Origin of the sequence: Xanthobacter agilis, from assembly GCF_021730435.1 — a bacterium.
GTDB classification, from domain to species: domain Bacteria; phylum Pseudomonadota; class Alphaproteobacteria; order Rhizobiales; family Xanthobacteraceae; genus Xanthobacter; species Xanthobacter agilis.
On record NZ_JABWGX010000027.1, the window covers coordinates 1 to 19459 of the forward strand.

Below are 19459 nucleotides of genomic sequence, written 5' to 3' on the forward strand. Positions count from 1 at the left end.
AGCCGGGCTCGTGGGCCAAGGCCGCCCCCTTGTTGGGACATACGAGAAAGCCCGGCAAGATCGAACGAAGATCCCAGACGCAGCGGAAGACACGGGCGGAGCTGAGGGAAGGAAAATCCTTCTCTTTTGACTGTCATCTTTGGAATGGAACGCGCGAGGCAAGCCACTTATACGTCGTTTTGAAAAGTAAACATCAAATTCACGCTCCATCCGGGGTTCGCGGGCGCGGTATCGTCCCGCAGCCGGGACGGGGATGCCTACCGGGCCCCGGCGGCGTGCCGTCGGGGCCGGGTGAGGTGGCGACACACCGGCGTCCGCCCCGTTCTCCGGAAGCGAGCGGGGGCGCCCCGCAAGTGGCCCAGGCAACAGGGAATGCACATGACAAAGCCGAAAAAGCGCATCATTCTCAACGCATTCGACATGACCTGCGTCGGCCATCAGGCCGCGGGCACATGGCGCCATCCGTCCAGCCAGGCCTCGCGCTACAACGACATCGAATATTGGACCAACCTCGCGCTGGAGCTGGAGCGGGGCGCGTTCGACGCCCTTTTCATCGCCGATGTCGTGGGCGTCTATGATGTGTATCGCGGCTCCGCCGAAGCCGCGCTCCAGGACGCCGCCCAGGTACCGGTAAACGATCCTTTCGGCGCGATCTCCGCCATGGCCGCGGTGACGAAGAATGTCGGCTTCGGCGTGACCGCCGCCGTGACCTTCGAGCACCCCTATCTTCTGGCGCGCCGCCTCTCGACCCTCGACCACCTCACCAAGGGCCGCGTGGCCTGGAACGTGGTGTCATCCTATCTCGACTCCGCGGCCCGCAACATCGGCATGGATCGCCAGATCGAGCATGACGCGCGCTACGATCTGGCCGACGAATACATGGAAGTTCTGTACAAGCTGTGGGAAGGCAGCTGGGAGGACGGGGCCGTTCTGCGCGACAAGGAGAAGGGCATTTTCACCGACGCCTCCAAGGTCCATCCCATTCAGCACGACGGCAAATACTTCAATGTCCCCGGCTTCCATCTGTGCGAGCCCTCGCCCCAGCGCACGCCGGTGATTTTCCAGGCCGGCGCCTCCGCGCGCGGCCGTCGCTTCGCCGCGCGCCATGCCGAGGCGATGTTCGTGCTGGCCACCGCGCCGGAAACCGCGCGCAAGCTGACCGATCAGATCCGCGCCGAGGTGGCGGCGGCGGGCCGCGAGCCCGACTCCTTGAAGATCTTCACCCTCCTCACCGTCATCACCGGCCCGACCGACGAGGCGGCGCAGCGCAAGTATGAGGAATATCTCTCCTACGCCAGCCCCGAGGGGGCGCTCGCCCTCTACGGCGGCTGGACCGGGCTCGATTTCTCTTCGCTCGATCCGGATACGCCGCTCACGGCGGTGGAAAACGACAGCCTGCGCACGACCCTCGAATCTCTGGCCGCCGACGGCGAGGCCTGGACCGTGCGCGAGGTGATCCAGCGACGGTCCATCGGCGGGCTCGGGCCGGTGCTTGTGGGCGGACCCAAGAAGGTGGCCGACGAGCTGGAGCGCTGGGTGGACGAAGGGGGCGTGGACGGCTTCAACCTCGCTTATGCGATCACGCCGGCCTCGACCACGGACTTCATCGATTTCGTTGTGCCCGAGTTGCGCAAGCGCGGTCGCGCGCAGAGCGGTTACGCGCCGGGCACGCTGCGCGAGAAGCTGCTGGGGGACGAGGGAGGTCGGGTGCGCACCAGCCACCCCGCCGCGCAATGGGGCCCCTATTATGTCGGCCGCGAGAGCGTGGCGGCTTCGAGCCGCGGCCAGCCCTTCACCGCGCCGGCGAAAGACCGTCGCGACGCGGCCGAGTAAGCCGCGCGATACCCCCGGCCCCGCTCAAGGGCGAACCTATGCGATCGGCCCGCCCGCGATGCCCCCGGCGACGTGGGCGGGCCGATCGCATGTGGGGATGGAATGTGCGCGCCCTTGAGCCCCTGCCTCCGCTCCGCAGCCGGGTCAGAGGACGCATTATGCCCCCGCCCGACAGCGACGCCCCCCTTCGGCCCCTTAAGACGGACCTCAGGCCCGCGCGTCTCAAGCGACCTTCGCGGCCGCTAGCGCCGTGCGCAGTTGCGGGTCTCGAGGGGATAGGCGGTGGTGAACTTCATCCGCTCCATGGCGAAATGGGACGTTACATTGCGCAGCGGCAAGGCTTCGGTGAGCCGGCGATAGAAATGATCGAAGGCGGGCATGTCCGGCATCGCCACGCGCAGCAAATAATCCATCTCCCCCGCCATGCGGTAGACTTCCAACACCTCGGGCATGCCGGCAACGACCCGCATGAAGCTCTCGCGCCATTCGGTCGTGTGGTCCGGTGCTTCGACCGCGACAAAAACCGCGAGGCCGAGCCCGAGCTTTTCCGGATCGGCGATCGCCACGCGCTGGATCAGCACCCCCGACGCCTCAAGCTTCTGGATGCGCTTCCAGCACGGTGTCTGCGAGAGACCCACCTTGTCAGCGACCTGCGCCACGGTCTGCGTCGCATCGCGCATCAGCTCAGCAACGATCTTGAGGTCGATCTGATCGAGGCCACTCATCGATTTTCTCCGGCGTCGGCCAAACGGTGGGTGCGTGAAAAATATAACCTAATCCATGGTTTTTATAGAAAATAAAATCCATAAGCGAGCCTCTTTTCGCGCCGGCCGCTGCAAATGGGGAACGCGCCTTGTCGGCACACATTTTTGCCTCGCCCACAGAGGGCGCCACCCACGCCCACGAGACGCCAGGCAGCGACCGAGCCAAATCAAGGGAAAGGCCCAAGAGCCCATGACACCACCGCCGGCCGCCGCACCGATCGGCGGTCCGGATCGCAGGTCATGGCGCCGTCACGGCGAACGTGGGGTCACGGCGCGGGACGCGGGACGCGAGGTCCGGCGCGCGGGGCGTCCGCCGCGGCCGTGAGGCAGGTTGTCCACACCGCCGCGGCGGGAAGAGAGGTCATCCGCCCTGTTCGGCCCGGTGCGGGCCCACGCCGATGGGGCGCGGACGCGCCGCAGCCCTCGGGTCAGGCCTGACGCGGCATCATGCCACCGGCATCTGTCCTCGACCGGTGCCGAGTGGCGACGCTGTAGGGAGGCGCAAGCGCCCGCCCGCTTGACCGAAGACCTCTTGCGTCAAATACGGGGGCCTTCGGTCTCGCATCATGCGGCCGGCTTTTCCGCCAGCGCCTCGAAGATATGCCGCGCGTCCTTGGCACCCCGGATCGCCTCCAGCACGCCGAGAGACCGCAGCCCCCGCGCGATGCAGGCGAGCACGTTCAGGTGCGCCTTGGTGCTGTCGTCCGGAATGAGAAGGACGAACACGATATTCACTGGGATGTCGTCGATGGCGTCGAAGGCGACATCCCCGGCCAGCCGGGCCAGCATCCCGAAGGGCTGCTTCAGGTCCCGGATGCGGGCGTGCGGAATGGCCAGACCGCCGCCGATGCCGGTCGACCCGAGCCGCTCGCGCGCATGGAGGGCATCGAAGATGACATTTGCATCAAGGCCCAGCTGGCGGCCCGCCGCGTCGGACAAGCGCCTCAAAACTTGAACCTTCGACGACGAGGGCAGGTCGATGAACACGTTCTCCGGTTGGAGAAAGTCGGAAATCTGCATGAATTCGTTCATTTCATTCGCGCGGGCCGGAACGGGTGGGCAAGCCAGGTAGGCGGATCACCCGTCCGCCTCGCGCAGGCGATAGCCGACGCCGGTTTCCGTCATGATGTACTGCGGCTGGTCCGGACTTTTTTCGATCTTCTGCCGGAGCTGACGCACGTAAACGCGCAGATACTGCACATCCGCCGTCTCGCCCCAGACCTGGCTGAGCAGGTGATGATGGGTGATGACCTTGCCGGCGTGCTGCACCAGCACCCGCAAAATGTCGTATTCCTTGGGGGACAGCTTCACGTCTTGGCCCTCGACCTTCACGATCCGCTTCACGAGATCGACGGTCAGGCCGCCGGTCTGGAACACCGGCTTCTCCCCCTGCCTTTGAAACCGATGGCGCAGGGCGACCCGGATGCGGGCCACCAGCTCCTTCATGCCGAACGGCTTCGTCACATAATCGTCGGCGCCCAATTCGAGTGCTTTCACGATTCCGGTCTCATCGGTGCGGCTTGAGAGAATGATGACGGGGACCTCCGCGCCCTCGGCCCGCCATTTCTCCAACAGGTCGTGTCCGGGAAGATCGGGGAGGCCGAGGTCGAGCAGGATCAGGTCCGGCCGATCCGTCTTGACGCACGCCGCCGCCTCCTTGGCGTTGGCGGCCTCGGAGATGGCGAAGCCCTCGGCCACCAGCCCGACGCGCAGCAGCTTGCGAATGGGCGGCTCGTCGTCAACGAGCAGAATCCTCACCGTCGAAACCGTCATGGCTGGTGGTCCAGGTTTGGCGTGTCGGCCGGGATCGGCATGCGGATCGTGAAGACAGCCCCGCTGCGATCCGGCCGGTTCTCCACCGATATGGTGCCGCCCATCGCCTCGATGAAGCCCCGGCAGATGGAAAGTCCAAGTCCGGTGCCGGCGCGCACATGATCCCCCTTGCGCACCCGGTAGAAGGTGTCGAACACCCGCTCCAGATCAGAGCCGGGAATGCCGGAGCCTTCATCGGTCACCTGGAATGCGAGGGTCTTGCCCTCCTCCCGCCCCCCGATGCGCACCGTCGAGCCGGCGGGCGCATATTTCGCCGCATTGTCCAGAAGGTTGAACAGCACCTGCTCGAACAGCACCGCATCGACCCTCAGCATGGGCAGGTCGGCCGGAATGTCCACCTCGATCGTGTGCCGCGCCAGGATCTTGGAGGCCCGGCGCAGGGCCGCGCCGACGATGTCGCCGGCGAAGTAAAAAGACACATTTGGCTGCATCGCCCCCGTTTCGAGACGCGTCATGTCGAGCAGGTTGGCGATGAAGCGGTTGAGCCGCTCCGCCTCGTCGATCACGGTGGCGAGGAGATCGACCCGGTCGGGCTCGGACATGGAGCCGGCGTAATCCCGCAAGGTCCCCGCGGCGCCGAGGATCGCCGACAGCGGCGTCTTGAGGTCGTGCGAGATGGAGGTCAGCAAGGCCGAGCGCAGCCGGTCGGTCTCCGCCGCGCGCTTGGCATGGTCGATGTCGGCCACGAGCTGAATGCGCTCGATGGCAAGGGCCGCCTGATCCGCGAGGGCGTCGAACAGGCGTTGCTGCTCGGGGGTCAGCAACGGCCCCTGCCGGTCATTGTCGAGGCCGACGACACCGAGCGCGGCCCGGCTCGATTTCAACGGCAGATAGAGGCGCTTGGCGCCGGGCAGCGTATCGGCGCCACGGCCCGCCGCGTGATCGTGCGCGAACGCCCAGCGGGCGGCGGCGATGTCGGCCTCCACCAGGGTGTCGTCCGGCGGGTAGCCCGCCTTCACCGCGAGCCCGTCGCCCTCCGGCAGGAGGATCACCACCCGCACCTTCAGCATCAAGGCGATCTGGTGAGCGGTGGCCCACAGCACGTCATCAAGGGTGCCGGCGCCGGCGAGCTTCTTCGAGAAAAGGTAGAGATCCTCCGTGGTGCGGGCGCGCTGGCGGGCCGCCTCCGCCTGCCGCTGCACGCGGGCCATCAGGTTGCTCGCCGTCACCGCGACCACCAGGAAGAACACGAGAGCAAGGACGCTTTCCGGATCCTGAATGGTAAGGGTGTAACGCGGCTCCAGGAAAAAATAGTTGAAGGCCAGCGCGCTGAGAAAGCAGGCATATAGCGCCGGCCATAGCCCCGCCGTCACCGCCGCGCCGAGCACCCCCATGAGGAAGACGAGCGCGAGATTGCGCACGTCGAGCACCCGGTCGAGCACGGCGCTGACCCCCAGCGCTCCGCCCACGAAGAGCGTGGCGATCAGATAGGGCCACATGTGGATGGGCTGTCGGACCGCCGCGGCTTTCACCCCACGCGCCGGGGCGCCGTGCTCGCGCTCGGCGCCCGAGATGACGTGCACGCTCATGTCACCGGCGCGGCGGATGAGGTCATGGGACACGGAGCCGGTGAGCCATTCCCGCCACCGTGGCTGGCCCGGACTGCCGACCACGAGGTGAGTGAAATTGTTGGCCGCGGCATAGCGCAGAATGTCGTTCGCCACCTCCTGGCCGGGGATGGTGACCGCCTCCGCCCCGAGCTGCTCGGCGAGGCGCAGATGCGCCGCGAGGCGGTCCTTGTCCGCCTCGGGACGCGCGGCATCGCGCGAGGTTTCCACATGCAGCGCCGCCCAGGGCGCGCGCAGGCGGTCCGCCTGGCGCCGCGCATAGCGCACGAGGGCGCTGCCGCGCGCTTCCTCGTTCAGGCACACCAGCACCCGTTCGCCCGCCGCCCAGGGGCCGGAAATAGCATGGGCCTGCATGTGGCTGACGAGCTGCTCATCCACCCGTTGCGCGGTGCGGCGCAGGGCGAGCTCACGCAGTGCCGTGAGATTGCCGGGAGAAAAATAATTCTCGATCGCCCGCCGCGCCGTCTTCGGCATGTAGACCTTGCCGTCGTTCAGGCGCTTGATGAGATCATCCGGCGTCAGGTCGATCAGCTCGACGTCATCGGCCCGGTCGATGATGGAATCCGGCACCGTCTCACGCACGCGGATGCGGGTGATCTGCGCCACCACGTCGTTGAGGCTCTCCACATGCTGAATATTCAGCGTGGTATAGACGTCGATGCCGCGCGCAAGCAGTTCCTCCACGTCCAGATACCGCTTGGGATGGCGGCTGCCCTCGGCATTGGTGTGGGCCAGCTCATCCACCAGCACCATGGTGGGCTGCCGGGCGAGAATGGCGTCGAGGTCCATCTCGTCGAGCACGCGGCCCTTATATTCCACCTTGTGGCGGGGAATGATCTCGAAGCCCTCCACCAGGGCCTCGGTCTCCTTGCGGCCGTGGGTCTCCACCACGCCGATCACCACATCCATCCCGTCGCTCAGGCGGGCGCGGCCGGACATCAGCATTTCAAAGGTCTTGCCCACCCCCGGCGCGGCGCCGAGGAAGATCTTCAGCCGGCCACGGGTCTCCCGCTCCGCGCTTTCCAGCAGGGCGTCGGGCGAGGGGCGCGCCACCCCGTCGCGCATGTCGTCAGCCATCCATCATCCCCCGCTGTTCCGCCCCCCCATATGAGGGGCGGAACTGGAAATTTCATCGGCCGATGCCGTCGAGCGCCAGGTTGAGGGCGAGCACATTGACGGTCGGTTCGCCGATGAAGCCGAGCACCCGCGGTTCCACCTTGGCGTCCACCACCGCCTTCACCGCCGCCTCGCTGAGGCCACGCGCCTTGGCGACACGCGGCACCTGGAAATAGGCGGCCTCCGGCGTGATATCCGGATCAAGGCCGCTGCCGGAAGTGGTCACGAGGTCCACGGGCACCGATGCGCCGGGATTTTCCGCTTTCAGCGCCGCCACGTCGGTCTTGATGCGGTTGATCAAGGCGACATTGGTGGGGCCGAGGTTCGACCCCATGGAGTTCGCGGCGTTGTAGGGCTGCGCCACGCTCTTGGTGGGATCGTTCGGGTCCGCGCCGGTGGTGGCGGACGGACGGCCGTGGACGTACCGATCGCCGGTGAAGGTCTGGCCGATGAGGGCCGAGCCGATCACCTTGCCGTCTTTCTCGATCGGGCTGCCCGACGCCTGATGGGGGAACAGCATCTGGGCGATGCCGGTCATGGCCAGCGGGTAGGCAAGGCCGGTGATGAGCGTGAGCGCCACGATCATCACCACGGCGGGACGAAGCTGCTTCAGCATGGGAATGTCCTTCCGATAGGCGGGCCGCGAGGGCGTTTTTGCGTTCGCACCGTCTCACGTCATCCGCTCCAAGTTTTCACATTGACGCATTTTCTTCACGCGAACCGGAATCCAACTCGCATTGAAGATGCTCGCATCAGGCGAGGCCGAGGGCGGTGATGGCCATGTCAATCACCTTGATGCCGGCGAACGGCACGATGATGCCGCCAAGGCCGTAGACGACGAGGTTGCGCGTGAGCAGGGCGCCGGCGCCGACGGCCCGGTACTGGACCCCCTTCAGCGCCAACGGGATCAGCGCCACGATGATGAGGGCATTGAAGATGATGGCCGAGAGAATGGCGCTCTCAGGCGTCGCCAGCCCCATGATGTTGAGGGCGTTGAGCTGCGGGTAGAAGGCCACGAACAGGGCCGGGATGATGGCGAAATACTTCGCCACGTCGTTGGCGATGGAGAAGGTGGTGAGCGCGCCGCGTGTCATCAGCAGCTGCTTGCCGATCTCCACGATCTCGATGAGCTTGGTCGGGTCGCTGTCGAGGTCCACCATGTTGCCAGCCTCGCGCGCGGCCACGGTGCCGGTGTTCATGGCGACGCCAACATCGGCCTGGGCGAGGGCGGGCGCGTCGTTGGTGCCGTCGCCGCACATGGCGACCAGCTTGCCCTTGGCCTGCTCCTCGCGGATGAGGGCGAGCTTGTTCTCCGGTGTGGCCTGGGCAAGGAAGTCGTCCACCCCCGCCTCGGCGGCGATGGCGGCGGCGGTCATGGGGTTGTCGCCGGTGATCATCACCGTGCGGATGCCCATGCGGCGCAATTCGGCGAAGCGCTCCTTGATGCCGCCCTTGACGATGTCCTTCAGGTGCACGATGCCGAGCAGCCGGTTGTCGCGCACCACGGCGAGCGGGGTGCCGCCCGCCTTGGCCACCTCGTCGGCGATGGCCTGCAACTCGCGCAGGGTCTCGGCGCCGTTGCGCGTGGCGCCGGTGGCCGCATGGGCCAGCTCCACATGCTTCAGCACCGCCTCCACCGCGCCCTTGCGGATGGAGATGCCGTCCATGTCCACGCCGCTCATGCGGGTCTGGGCCGTGAACGGCACGAAAGCGGCGTGCAGCATCCCCATGTCGCGGGCGCGGATGGCATATTGCTCCTTCGCCAGCACCACGATGGAGCGTCCTTCCGGGGTCTCGTCGGCGAGCGAGGCGAGCTGGGCCGCATCCGCCAGTTCCCGGTCGGAGACGCCGCGCACCGGGCGGAACGCGGTGGCCTGGCGGTTGCCGAGCGTGATGGTGCCGGTCTTGTCCAGCAGCAGGGTGTCCACGTCGCCGGCCGCCTCCACCGCGCGGCCGGACATGGCGAGCACGTTGAAGCGCACCAGACGATCCATGCCGGCGATGCCGATGGCCGACAGCAGCGCGCCGATGGTGGTGGGGATGAGGGTCACGAACAGCGCCACCAGCACGATCACCGGAATGGTACCGCCGGCATAGGCGGCAAAGCTCGGAATGGTGGCGGTAGCGAGGACGAAGATCAGCGTCATGCCCGCCAGCAGGATGTTGAGGGCGATCTCATTGGGCGTCTTCTGCCGCTCGGCGCCTTCCACCAATGCGATCATGCGGTCGATGAAAGTGGAGCCCGCCGCCGCCGTGATGCGCACGCGGATCCAGTCGGACAGCACCTGCGTGCCGCCGGTGACGGCCGAACGGTCGCCGCCCGACTCGCGGATCACCGGCGCGCTCTCGCCGGTGATGGCCGCTTCGTTGACCGATGCCACGCCCTCGATCACCTCGCCGTCGGAGGGGATGATGTCGCCGATCTCCACCAGCACGATGTCGCCCACCTTCAGGCTGGTGCCGGGCACCAGGGTGAAGGTGGTGCGATCGCCATTGGCAAGCAACTTGGCCAGGGTCTCGGTGCGGGTGCGGCGCAGGGCGTCGGCCTGGGCCTTGCCGCGCCCCTCCGCCACCGCCTCGGCGAAGTTGGCGAACAGCACCGTGAACCACAGCCACAGCACGATCTGGAAGGAAAAGCCGAGGCTGGCCCCGCCGGTCGCCGCGTCCTTCACGAGCAGCACGGTGGTGAGGGCCGAAACCACGGCCACCACGAACATGACGGGGTTTCTGGCGAGCTTGCGCGGATCGAGCTTGCGAAACGCGTCGCCCACGGCGGGAAGGAGGATGCGCGCATCTAGGATGCTCGCCGATTTGGAATGGCTCATGAGAGGCTCCAACGAAAGGTTCCGGGATCAAGGCCGGGGACGTTCAGTCCGCGACCGACACCAAGGTGAGCGCGGCGGCGAAGGCGAGGCCGATGGCGGCCATGATCAGCATGCCGAGAAGGAAGCTCGAGGCCCGCGGCGGATCGGGCTCCTGCATCCGATGAGACCCCCCGCCGGCCTCAGGTCGCCGGCGGGGCGGATGGCGTGACAGGGCCATGGCTGCGCTCAGAAGGTCGTGCCCTGAAGCATCGCCAGGTGCTCGACGATCGGCCCGAGCGCGAGCGCCGGGAAGAAGGTCAGCCCGCCGACGATGACGATGACGCCCACCAGCAGGCCCACGAACAGGCCGCCGTGGGTGGGGAAGGTGCCCGCCGATTCCGGCACCGCCTTCTTCGCCACCAGGGATCCCGCCAGCGCCAGCGCCGGAATGATCACGAAGAACCGCCCCATCAGCATGCCGACACCGAGGGTCAGGTTGTACCAGACCGTGTTGCCAGTCAGGCCACCGAAGGCGGAACCATTGTTGGCGGCCGCCGACGTGTAGGCATAAAGAATCTCCGAGAAGCCGTGCGGCCCCGGATTGGCGATGGACGCGACCGCGTTTGGCAACACGGTCGCCGCCGCGGTGAAGCCGAGCATGGCAAGCGGCAGGCACAGCACCGCCAGCATGGCCATCTTCACGTCTTTCGCCTCGATCTTCTTGCCGAGATATTCCGGCGTGCGGCCCACCATGAGCCCGGCGACGAACACCGCGATCACCACGAACAGGATGATGCCGTAGAAGCCGGCGCCCACGCCGCCGATGATGATCTCGCCCAGCATCATGTTGATGAGCGGGATCATGCCGCCGAGCGCCATGAAGCTGTCGTGCATGGCATTCACCGCGCCGCACGAGGCCGCCGTGGTGATGACCGCGAACAGCGCCGACAACGCGATGCCGAAGCGCGCCTCCTTACCCTCCATGTTGCCGCCCTCGACACCGAGCGCGTGCACCAGCGGGTTGCCCGCCGCCTCGGCCCAGTAGCAGACCGCGACGCCGGCCAGGAACAGGAGGCCCATGGCCGAGAAGATGGCCCAGCCCTGCCGCTCGTCGCCCACCATGCGCCCGAACACATTGGTGAGGGCCGCGCCCAGGGCGAAGATGGAGACCATCTGGATGAGGTTTACGATCGCGTCCGGGTTCTCGAACGGATGGGCGGAGTTCGCGTTGAAGAAGCCGCCGCCGTTGGTGCCCAGCATCTTGATGGCGAGCTGGGAGGCCACCGGCCCCACCGCGATGGTCTGCTTCGCCCCTTCCAGGGTCTCCGCCTCGAGATAGGGGCCAAGCGTCTGCGGCACGCCCAGCGCCACGTAAGCGATTGTCAGCACCATGCACAGGGGCAGCAGCACATAGAGCGTCGTGCGTGTCAGGTCGACCCAGAAACTGCCAAGCGTCTTCATCGACTTGCGCGAGAAGGCGCGGATCACCGCCATGGCGATGGCAATGCCGGTGGCGGCCGAGAGGAAGTTCTGCACCGCGAGACCCGCCATCTGGGTCAGATACGACATGGTGCTCTCACCGCCGTAGTTCTGCCAGTTGGTGTTGGTCACGAAGCTGACCGCGGTGTTGAAGGCGAGTTCCGGCGGCAGCGCCCCCATTCCGGCCGGATTGAACGGCAACGCGCCCTGCACCCGCTGAAGAAGATAGAGCAGCAGGAATCCGGCAAGATTGAACAGCAGCAAGGCAATGGCATAGGCAGTCCAATGCTGCTCCTCATGCTCATGGGTGCCCGCTGCCCGGTATAGTCCGCGCTCGATCGGGCCCAGGACTGGCCTTAGAAGCGTGCGCTCTCCGTTGAAAACCCGCGTCATGTAGCCGCCCAGCGGCCGCGCGAGCGCGATGACGATCCCGCAGAAGACGAGGATCTGAATCCATCCGTTCAGTGTCATGGAGTTTGCTTTCAAGGCGTACGCCAGCGGTCAGAACCGCTCCGGCCGAACGAGGGCATAGGTGAGGTAGAAGAGCAGGAACACAGTCACCGCTCCACCGAGAACGTATTCCACCGTCATGGATTCATTCCATTTCTATAGGCTGTCGCATGCCGCGACATAAACAAGCGAAATGCAGAAGAACAATGATCCGATGACGATCATGATGATATCCATCTACGCGCCTCCACATGTAACGCGATGTCATTCACGTTAATTTCGAAACATGATCTGATACATTTCAGCATATGCACCGCCATGTATTAGCGCGCATAAACTCTGGCACCGGAGCTGCAGCCACTGCGCCCGGACCCAGTAAATTGTGACCGGAATATGGATCAGGACCGCATAAAAATTCGAGATGATGGGGGCGCCAGGGGCATAAATATTCCATAGGATTTTGGACGACTGGAGCGCCACGCACCCCGGACCGGCTTGAACAAGGTCCCGTGCCGCAGGACCGGAAATCCGGGTTCAGAGGAAGGCCCATGGCCTGTTTGAGGCGCTCACGGCGCCTCGGCGCAACGACCCGAGGCGCCACCAGATGCTTCAGCTCACGCAGCCGCCTCGACAGCGCTGCGATGGACGCCGGGCAGACGCCTTATACCAAAGTGCTGTGAGCTCGACTCACGGGGCTTTGGTTAAGCCCGCGCGGCGCCTGAGCGAGCCTACTTGGCGCCGGTCAAAGACCGGGGCCAATGGCATTAAGTGTCTACGCCTACGCATTTTCCTCACACCTGCCCGGCTTTCTTCCGCGTGAAGAAGCGGGGCCGGCCCTTGCGGGTGCGGCGCGGCAGTGTACGCCCCCGCCCATAGCAGGCAAAAACGATTTCTACCCGCCGGACGCGCCTGATACCACCACTTGGGCACAACACATCGAATCGTGCGCGTTCAAACCTCGGCAAGCCAAGTAAAGCTGCTTGCACTTTACCACGCCGCGACCCACCCGCACAATCGCGCCACGGCGCGGGCGCATCCCGCGCGGTGGAGCTGGAGCCCGCGGCCGGGACCGCCTTGCCCCTGGGGACGACCGATGTTCAGCCCCGCGTCCCCGCCTGTTCCGTGGCTTCCGAAAAGAAATCCGTCAGCAGGCGCGCGAACCGTGCCGCATGCTCGATCTGCACCCAGTGTCCGCAGCGGCTGAACACATGCAGCTGGGACCGATCGATCCACTGCAAGAGGGTCAGGGAATTGGACAATGGGATCACCTTGTCGTCGCGGCCATGGACAATCAGGGTGTCGTGCGGCAGCGCCCGGATGTCGGCCTCGGCGCTCGCCATGGCGTCGACCCAGCGCTGGCGCGGCGCCGGGAACATGGCGGAAAAGCTCTCCTGAAAGCCCGGCCGGATGCTGGCGCGGTACCGCAGCTCCGCCAGCTCGTCATTCACCAGCTCCCGGCTGAACGCGAAGATGTCGAGCAGCGCCTTCATGTTGTCGATGGAGGGCTCGTAGCCCCACACCGCATCGAGCCCGTCGGTGATGGGAAAAGGCACGCCCACGCTGCCCATGAGCACCAGCCGCCCCACCCGCTCGGGATGCCGGATCGCCAAGGCGAGCGCGATCGCGCCGCCAAAGGAGTTGCCGACAATATGCGCCCGCGCCAGCCCCAGTGCGTCCAGCAGCCCGACCGCCTGCTTGACCCAGGTCTCCAGATCGTAGGCGATGCCCGCGGGCCGCGCGGTGAAGCCGAATCCAACCATGTCCGGCGCCAGCACCCGGTGGCGCTTCGCCAGCTCGGGAAGCGCCAGCCGCCAATTGGCCCAGGCGCTGACCCCAGGCCCCGAGCCATGGATGAAGAGCACGGGAAAACCTTCACCCCGGTCATGGAAATTGGTGGTGATGCCCGCAGCCGCGATGGACCGGGCGATTTCGGGATTGGTGGCGTCCATGGGCTCCTCCGGCCTGCTCGGTTCGAGGCAGCGTAAGGGGAGATTTTTATCGACACAACGTTGAATAACGATATTTTGGCGCGATTACGCGGACACCTTCACCGCGGCTTCCAGGATCTCGAAATGGCACCGGAAATGCTTGCCAACACCTTCAAGTCGGCCCTGAAAGACGGCCAGCAGCAGATCGGGCTCTGGCTCGCCATGGCCGACCCCTACAGCGCGGAAATCTGCGCCGGCTCCGGCTTTGACTGGCTGCTGCTCGATGGCGAGCATTCCCCTTTGGACCTGCGCACCATGCTGGCGCAATTGCAGTCGGTGGCACCCTATCCGGCCCATGCGGTGGTGCGCCCGCCAATCGGCGATCCGGTGCTCATCAAGCAGATGCTGGATATCGGCGCGCAGTCCCTGCTCATTCCCATGGTGGAGACGCCGCAGCAGGCGGAGATGCTGGTGCGAGCCACCCGCTATCCGCCGCAGGGCTTCCGCGGGGTCGGCGCCGGCATCGCCCGCGCGGCCCGCTGGGGCCGGCTCGACACCTACATGGATCACGCCAATGGGGAGGTCTGCCTGCTGCTGCAGGTGGAGACCCGCGCCGGGCTCGACAATCTCGAAGCCATCGCCGCCACCGAGGGGGTGGATGGGGTGTTTCTCGGCGCGGCGGACCTGTCGGCCTCCCTGGGCCATCCCGGCCAGCCCCAGCATCCGGAGGTGGTGGATGCCATGGAAAAGGCCATCGCCATCATTCTCGGCTGCGGCAAGGCGCCGGGGCTGCTGGCCACCGATGAAGCGGTGGCCACGGGCTATCTCGCGCTCGGCGCGCGGTTCGTGGCCGTCGGCGTGGATGCCCTGCTGCTGGTGAAGGCGACCCAGGATCTCGCGCGGCGCTTCAAGGGCGGCGCGCCATCCGCGACAACGGCATCCCCCTATTGAGGCCATGCCGTCACGCGAAGGGGCCGAGGTCCCGATCAAGGACCTCGGCCCGGCGTCTCAATACTTGAAGACCGCCGGCCGCATGGCGGAGGACGGCGCCATCAGCGGCACGATGATGTTGGCCCACACGCGGGTCTCATAGCCGCCGTAGTTTTCCTGATAAACGTCGCGCGTAAGCTTGAGCTGAATATTGCAGATATCGAAGTCATAGCCGATAAGGCCGCCCAGCGCGAACTGGCTCTGCTTCTGGTAGCCCACATAGGGCGTGGACAGATCGGTGGAGCCGAAGCCCACCGCGCCGATCTCGAACTTTCCGAACTTCTTGGTGGCCGTGAGGTCCACGTTGAACCAGGCCGGGCCGCCGTCCGAGCCTTCGGCGCCGGTGCCATAGATGAAGGTGGAGGACAGATCCCATCCGTCCTTCAGGTAGCTCAGGGCGGCGACGCCCTGCCAAGACACATAGTTATTGCCCACTTCCGAGTCGATCGGAAGATAAATTCCGCTCTGGAAACCGCCGAAGAAGCCATTGCCGAGGTTCCACTTCACCTGCATGTCGATGAAGCCGTTGGCCATGCCGGAGAATTGCGGGCCATTGTTCACGTCCGCGTTCACATAGGGCATGACCGCGTCGAGCATGATGACGCCGCCGCCCAGGGTCCAGGGGGTGGACCAGATCAACCACGCCGGCACCACCGCGCTGGTGTCGACCCTGGGATCGGAATCGCGCGAGCCATAGGTGGGAATGGTGATGGACCACAGGCCTTCCGGCAGCGGCGCACCCAAAGGAATGCCGGTGGAAATGCCGGGCATGAGTTCCGAGCCCGCCTGCGCCCCGCCAAGCGGCGCGCCTGTCAGGGCAACGGCCGCGACGGCGAGCGCGGCCAGGGATGTCTTTGTGATTGTCATGGGTCAACCCCCCGGATGATTGGCTTGTTCTTGCTTTCAGGAGAAGAAGCGGGGCGGAGCGCCCCGCCCCGATGTCACGATTTGCTCGAAGGTCCGCCCTTCGCCACGCCGCCGGCGCTGAAATGCACCGCCGGCACCTCGCGGATGATGATGCGGATGGCCTCTTTCGGGGCGTCGATGGCCTCGTGGACGGCCTCCGCCACCTTCTGGTGCAGGCGGACCTTGGCGTCGTCCGTGCGGCCCTCGATGAGGGTGATCTCGACGATGGGCATGGCTACTCCCCGACCTTGATCGAAACCGAACCGAGATTCTGCACGCGGGTGCGCACATGCTGGCCGACGCTGAGCGGATGGGCCGCCGTGGCGCCGCCGGCCAGCACGATCCATCCGGGCTTCAGCCCGCCGATGGCCGCCGCCGCACGCGCCGCCGCCACCAGCGAACGCAGGGGATGGCCCAGGATGGCCGCCGTGGAGCCCAGTTGCACCACGCGCCCATCCACCTCCATGGCGATGCCGAGGTTGGAGAAGTCCTGGTCCGGCCGACCCCAGGGCCCCACCACGAAGCCCGAGGATGACGAATTGTCGGCGATCACGTCGGGCAGGGCGAACTTGAAGTCGCGATAGCGCGAATCGATGATCTCCATGGCCGGGGCGATGGCCTCCACCGCGCTCAGCGCCTCGGCCGGCGACACCGCCCCGCACAGCTCGCGCTTCATGATGAAGGCAAGCTCCGGCTCGATGCGCGGATGCACGTAGCGCCGCTTGGAGAGCGCGCCGCCCTCCTCAAGGCGCATGACGTTGGTGAGGCGCCCCCAGATCACCTCGGCAACCCCCACCTGCACCATCTTGGCACGGGAGGTGAGGCCCATCTTGATGCCGGCGAGGGTTTCGCCGCGGGCGAAGCGCCGCTCCATGGAGAGCGCCTGGATGGCATAGGCCTCCTCGACGCCCAAAGGGCCGCTTTCGGTGAATTGCGGGATGGCGGTGGCGGTGCGCGCCGCCTCGTCCACCACCGCTGCGCATTGGGCGAGGGTGTTCATTGCGCCGCAGCTCCCGCGTCACGAGTCTTCAGGATGTCGAGGGCGACATCCACGATCATGTCTTCCTGGCCCCCCACCATGCGGCGCCGGCCAAGCTCGGTGAGGATGTCGCGGGCGTCCACGCCATAGGTCTTCGAGGCATTTTCCGCGTGGCGCAGGAAGCTTGAATAGACCCCGGCATAGCCCAGCGAGAGGCTCTCGCGGTCCACCCGCACCGGGCGATCCTGCAGCGGACGCACCAGGTCGTCGGCCGCGTCCATGAGCATGTGCAGGTCGCAGCCGGTTTCGATCCCCATGCGGTCGAGCACGGCGACCAGCGCTTCGAGCGGCGCATTGCCGGCGCCCGCGCCCATGCCGGCCAGCGAGGCATCCACGCGCACCGCGCCCGCCTCGATGCCGGCCACCGCATTGGCGACGCCCAGGGTGAGGTTGTGGTGGGTATGGACGCCGATCTCGGTCTCGGGCCGCAGGGCCGCGCGCACCGCCGCGACCCGCTCCGCATACTGGCGCGGCAGCAACGCGCCGGCCGAATCCGTCACATAGACGCATTCGGCGCCGTAGCTTTCCATGAGAAGCGCCTGCTCCACCAGCTTTTCCACCGGGGCCATGTGCGCCATCATCAGGAAGCCCACCGTGTCCATGCCCATCTCGCGGGCCGCCTCGATGTGCTGGCGCGAGACGTCGGCCTCGGTGCAGTGGGTGGCGATGCGCACCGAGCGGGCACCGGCCGCATAGGCCGCCTTCAGGTCATGCACCGTGCCGATGCCCGGCAGCAGCAGCACCGTTACCCGCGCGAAGCTGCATTCGTCCGCAACGGCGGCGATCCACTCCACGTCGTCATGGGCGCCGAAGCCGTAGTTGAAGGTGGCGCCGGTGATGCCGTCGCCGTGGGAGATCTCGATGGCGTCCACATGGGCCCGGTCGAGGGCTCGGGCGATGGCGCGCACGCCATCGAGATCATACTGATGGCGGATGGCATGCATGCCGTCGCGCAGCGTCACATCCTGGATGTAGAGCTTGTTCGGATTGGTGCGGGCCATCACGCGGCCTCCTTCCGCAAGTGCTTCGCCGCCCAGTGATCGGCTGTGGTCAGGGCGGCCGAGGTCATGATGTCGAGGTTGCCGGCATAGGCCGGCAGATAGTGCGCCGCGCCCTCCACTTCGAGGAAGACCGTGGTCTTGAGACCGCTGGCGTAGCCGATGCCGGGGATGCGCACCGGGGCGTTGTCGCCGATGACCTCGAACTGCACCTTCTGCTTCAGCCGATAGCCGGGCACGTATTTGCGCACCGCCGCGACCATGTCGAGAATGGACTGCTCGATGGCCTCCTTGCTGCCGCCCTGGCTGAGGGTGAACACCGTGTCGCGCATGATGAGCGGCGGCTCGGCGGGATTGAGGACGATCACCGCCTTCGAGCGTTCGGCGCCGCCCAGGATGCGGATGGCGTTGGAGGTGGTCTCGGTGAATTCGTCGATATTGGCGCGGGTGCCGGGGCCGGCGGATTTGGAGGAAATGGAGGCGACGATCTCGCCCCAGATCACCCGGTCGGTGGCGCGGCGCACCGCGTGCACGATCGGAATGGTGGCCTGACCGCCGCAGGTCACCATGTTGACGTTGGGCTCGTCGATATTGGCGTCGCCGTTGATCACCGGAATGGTGAACGGACCGACGGCGGCCGGGGTCAGGTCGATGACCTTCTTGCCGTCCTGCTGCAACAGCGCGTTGTTGGTCAGGTGGGCCTTGGCCGAAGTGGCGTCGAACACCACCTTGATGTCGGAATAATTGGGCAGCCGGCGCAGGCCCTCGATGCCCTCATGGGTCACCGGCACCCCGAGCCGCGCGGCGCGGGCAAGGCCATCCGAGCTCGGATCGATGCCGACCATGGCGCCCATTTCGAGGTTGTCGGAATTGCGCATGATCTTGATCATCAGGTCGGTGCCGATATTGCCCGACCCGATGATGGCGCAGGAGATCTTCGTCATTTGGCGTCATCCTTCCCAAAGGCCGCGCGCACGGAGCCGAGGCCCTCGATCCGCGCTTCGAACACATCGCCCCTCGTGACCGGCGCCATGGGGCCGAGCGCGCCCGACAGCACGGTGTCGCCCGCCTTGAGCGGGCGGCCGACGCGGGCCATGGTCTTGGCCAGCCACAGCACCGCGGACAACGGATCGCCGAGGCAGGCGGCGCCCGCGCCCACCGACACCGGTTCCCCGCCCGTCTCCATCACCATGCCCATGGCCCGCAGGTCGAGCCCGTCGAGCGTCTTCGGACAGGCGCCGAGCACGTAGAGGCCCGAGGAGGCGTTGTCGGCAATGGTGTCGAGAATGCCGATCTTCCAATCGGCGATGCGCGAATCCACCACCTCGATGGCAGGCAGCGCGAATGCGATCGCCCTGAGCACATCGGCGATGGTGAGGCGTTCCTCGTCGAGGTCGCGCTCCATCACGAACGCCACCTCCGCTTCCACCTTGGGCTGAAGGAGCCGGCCCGGCGCGATCTCCCAGCCATCGGGCACCGCCATGTCGTCGAACAGCATGCCGTAGTCGGGCTGGTTGACGCCGAGCTGGCGCTGCACCGCCACCGAGGTCAGGCCGATCTTGCGCCCCACCAGCCGGCGTCCGGCGGCAAGGCCGCGCGCGGTGTTGATCTCCTGCGCCGCATAGGCGAGATCCAGCGCCCCCGCCGGAAGGAGATCCTTGACCGGCGCGCAGGGCACACCCGTGCGGGAGGCTTCGAACAAGGTCTCGGCGACCTTGCTGACCATGTGTTCCGTCACCTTAACGCTCCCG

At 66.4% G+C, this 19459-nt stretch carries 17 protein-coding genes; 2 read left to right on the forward strand and 15 right to left on the reverse strand.

Annotation, left to right across the window (positions count from 1 at the left end; translation table 11 throughout):
- Window positions 1-378: 378 nt before the first annotated feature.
- Window positions 379-1833: an LLM class flavin-dependent oxidoreductase gene (locus HUW53_RS17420; RefSeq protein WP_237347032.1), complete on the forward strand. Its 1455-nt coding sequence runs from the start codon at window positions 379-381 to the stop codon at window positions 1831-1833.
- A gap of 242 nt (window positions 1834-2075) precedes the next feature.
- Here the strand turns inward: HUW53_RS17420 and HUW53_RS17425 are convergent, their stop codons facing one another.
- The 9 genes from HUW53_RS17425 to HUW53_RS17465 all read right to left on the reverse strand — a co-directional run bounded on the left by HUW53_RS17425 (window position 2076) and on the right by HUW53_RS17465 (window position 13796).
- Window positions 2076-2558 carry an Lrp/AsnC family transcriptional regulator gene (locus tag HUW53_RS17425; protein ID WP_237347033.1) on the reverse strand — a complete coding sequence of 161 codons (483 nt, stop codon included), beginning with the start codon at window positions 2556-2558 and terminating at the stop codon, window positions 2076-2078.
- Between the two features lie 603 nt (window positions 2559-3161).
- On the reverse strand, window positions 3162-3617 hold the full coding sequence (locus HUW53_RS17430) for a PTS sugar transporter subunit IIA (RefSeq protein ID WP_237347034.1): 456 nt from the start codon (window positions 3615-3617) through the stop codon (window positions 3162-3164).
- A gap of 57 nt (window positions 3618-3674) precedes the next feature.
- Window positions 3675-4370, reverse strand: coding sequence for a response regulator (locus HUW53_RS17435; RefSeq protein WP_237347035.1), 696 nt, complete (start codon window positions 4368-4370; stop codon window positions 3675-3677).
- On the reverse strand, window positions 4367-7075 hold the full coding sequence (locus tag HUW53_RS17440) for a sensor histidine kinase (protein WP_237347036.1): 2709 nt from the start codon (window positions 7073-7075) through the stop codon (window positions 4367-4369). Before HUW53_RS17440 ends, HUW53_RS17435 begins: the two co-directional genes overlap by 4 nt.
- Window positions 7076-7127: 52 nt before the next feature.
- Window positions 7128-7730: a K(+)-transporting ATPase subunit C gene (locus tag HUW53_RS17445; RefSeq protein WP_237347037.1), complete on the reverse strand. Its 603-nt coding sequence runs from the start codon at window positions 7728-7730 to the stop codon at window positions 7128-7130.
- Between the two features lie 136 nt (window positions 7731-7866).
- The gene (gene kdpB, locus HUW53_RS17450) at window positions 7867-9939 is read right to left on the reverse strand and encodes a potassium-transporting ATPase subunit KdpB (protein ID WP_237347038.1); all 2073 of its coding nucleotides are present in this window, start codon (window positions 9937-9939) and stop codon (window positions 7867-7869) included.
- A gap of 225 nt (window positions 9940-10164) precedes the next feature.
- On the reverse strand, window positions 10165-11868 hold the full coding sequence (kdpA, locus tag HUW53_RS17455) for a potassium-transporting ATPase subunit KdpA (RefSeq protein ID WP_237347039.1): 1704 nt from the start codon (window positions 11866-11868) through the stop codon (window positions 10165-10167).
- Between the two features lie 30 nt (window positions 11869-11898).
- Window positions 11899-11988, reverse strand: a complete 90-nt coding sequence (locus HUW53_RS17460; RefSeq protein ID WP_237347040.1) for a K(+)-transporting ATPase subunit F — start codon at window positions 11986-11988, stop codon at window positions 11899-11901.
- A 956-nt stretch (window positions 11989-12944) separates the two neighbouring features.
- Window positions 12945-13796 (reverse strand): alpha/beta fold hydrolase, encoded by an 852-nt coding sequence (locus HUW53_RS17465; protein WP_237347041.1) that lies wholly within the window; start codon window positions 13794-13796, stop codon window positions 12945-12947.
- A 123-nt stretch (window positions 13797-13919) separates the two neighbouring features.
- Here HUW53_RS17465 and hpaI point away from each other — a divergent pair, with 123 nt between their 5' ends.
- Entirely contained in the window at window positions 13920-14726 is an 807-nt protein-coding gene (hpaI, locus tag HUW53_RS17470; protein ID WP_237347042.1) for a 4-hydroxy-2-oxoheptanedioate aldolase, read from the forward strand.
- A 57-nt stretch (window positions 14727-14783) separates the two neighbouring features.
- Here hpaI and HUW53_RS17475 read toward each other — a convergent pair whose 3' ends face one another.
- From HUW53_RS17475 to HUW53_RS17500, 6 genes are all read right to left on the reverse strand, one after another.
- Complete coding sequence (locus HUW53_RS17475) at window positions 14784-15632, reverse strand: transporter (RefSeq protein WP_237347043.1); 849 nt, start codon at window positions 15630-15632, stop codon at window positions 14784-14786.
- Window positions 15633-15706: 74 nt separating this feature from the next.
- Window positions 15707-15904, reverse strand: a complete 198-nt coding sequence (locus HUW53_RS17480; protein WP_237347044.1) for a 2-hydroxymuconate tautomerase — start codon at window positions 15902-15904, stop codon at window positions 15707-15709.
- A 2-nt stretch (window positions 15905-15906) separates the two neighbouring features.
- Window positions 15907-16671, reverse strand: a complete 765-nt coding sequence (locus HUW53_RS17485) for a 2-keto-4-pentenoate hydratase (protein WP_237347045.1) — start codon at window positions 16669-16671, stop codon at window positions 15907-15909.
- Window positions 16668-17711 carry a 4-hydroxy-2-oxovalerate aldolase gene (gene dmpG / locus HUW53_RS17490; protein ID WP_237347046.1) on the reverse strand — a complete coding sequence of 348 codons (1044 nt, stop codon included), beginning with the start codon at window positions 17709-17711 and terminating at the stop codon, window positions 16668-16670. The genes HUW53_RS17485 and dmpG overlap by 4 nt, the downstream gene beginning before the upstream one ends.
- Window positions 17711-18652, reverse strand: a complete 942-nt coding sequence (locus HUW53_RS17495) for an acetaldehyde dehydrogenase (acetylating) (RefSeq protein ID WP_237347047.1) — start codon at window positions 18650-18652, stop codon at window positions 17711-17713. Before HUW53_RS17495 ends, dmpG begins: the two co-directional genes overlap by 1 nt.
- Window positions 18649-19446 carry a 2-keto-4-pentenoate hydratase gene (locus HUW53_RS17500; protein ID WP_307500344.1) on the reverse strand — a complete coding sequence of 266 codons (798 nt, stop codon included), beginning with the start codon at window positions 19444-19446 and terminating at the stop codon, window positions 18649-18651. The genes HUW53_RS17495 and HUW53_RS17500 overlap by 4 nt, the downstream gene beginning before the upstream one ends.
- Window positions 19447-19459 lie beyond the last annotated feature (13 nt).

What these genes read in the sequence shown, in the direction of transcription:
- HUW53_RS17420 (WP_237347032.1), top strand. Translation starts at nt 379, where the DNA reads ATGACAAAGCCGAAAAAGCGCATCATTCTCAACGCATTCGACATGACC.
- HUW53_RS17425 (WP_237347033.1), bottom strand. Translation starts at nt 2,558, where the DNA reads ATGAGTGGCCTCGATCAGATCGACCTCAAGATCGTTGCTGAGCTGATG.
- HUW53_RS17430 (WP_237347034.1), bottom strand. Translation starts at nt 3,617, where the DNA reads ATGCAGATTTCCGACTTTCTCCAACCGGAGAACGTGTTCATCGACCTG.
- HUW53_RS17435 (WP_237347035.1), bottom strand. Translation starts at nt 4,370, where the DNA reads ATGACGGTTTCGACGGTGAGGATTCTGCTCGTTGACGACGAGCCGCCC.
- HUW53_RS17440 (WP_237347036.1), bottom strand. Translation starts at nt 7,075, where the DNA reads ATGGCTGACGACATGCGCGACGGGGTGGCGCGCCCCTCGCCCGACGCC.
- HUW53_RS17445 (WP_237347037.1), bottom strand. Translation starts at nt 7,730, where the DNA reads ATGCTGAAGCAGCTTCGTCCCGCCGTGGTGATGATCGTGGCGCTCACG.
- kdpB (WP_237347038.1), bottom strand. Translation starts at nt 9,939, where the DNA reads ATGAGCCATTCCAAATCGGCGAGCATCCTAGATGCGCGCATCCTCCTT.
- kdpA (WP_237347039.1), bottom strand. Translation starts at nt 11,868, where the DNA reads ATGACACTGAACGGATGGATTCAGATCCTCGTCTTCTGCGGGATCGTC.
- HUW53_RS17460 (WP_237347040.1), bottom strand. Translation starts at nt 11,988, where the DNA reads ATGACGGTGGAATACGTTCTCGGTGGAGCGGTGACTGTGTTCCTGCTC.
- HUW53_RS17465 (WP_237347041.1), bottom strand. Translation starts at nt 13,796, where the DNA reads ATGGACGCCACCAATCCCGAAATCGCCCGGTCCATCGCGGCTGCGGGC.
- hpaI (WP_237347042.1), top strand. Translation starts at nt 13,920, where the DNA reads ATGGCACCGGAAATGCTTGCCAACACCTTCAAGTCGGCCCTGAAAGAC.
- HUW53_RS17475 (WP_237347043.1), bottom strand. Translation starts at nt 15,632, where the DNA reads ATGACAATCACAAAGACATCCCTGGCCGCGCTCGCCGTCGCGGCCGTT.
- HUW53_RS17480 (WP_237347044.1), bottom strand. Translation starts at nt 15,904, where the DNA reads ATGCCCATCGTCGAGATCACCCTCATCGAGGGCCGCACGGACGACGCC.
- HUW53_RS17485 (WP_237347045.1), bottom strand. Translation starts at nt 16,671, where the DNA reads ATGAACACCCTCGCCCAATGCGCAGCGGTGGTGGACGAGGCGGCGCGC.
- dmpG (WP_237347046.1), bottom strand. Translation starts at nt 17,711, where the DNA reads ATGGCCCGCACCAATCCGAACAAGCTCTACATCCAGGATGTGACGCTG.
- HUW53_RS17495 (WP_237347047.1), bottom strand. Translation starts at nt 18,652, where the DNA reads ATGACGAAGATCTCCTGCGCCATCATCGGGTCGGGCAATATCGGCACC.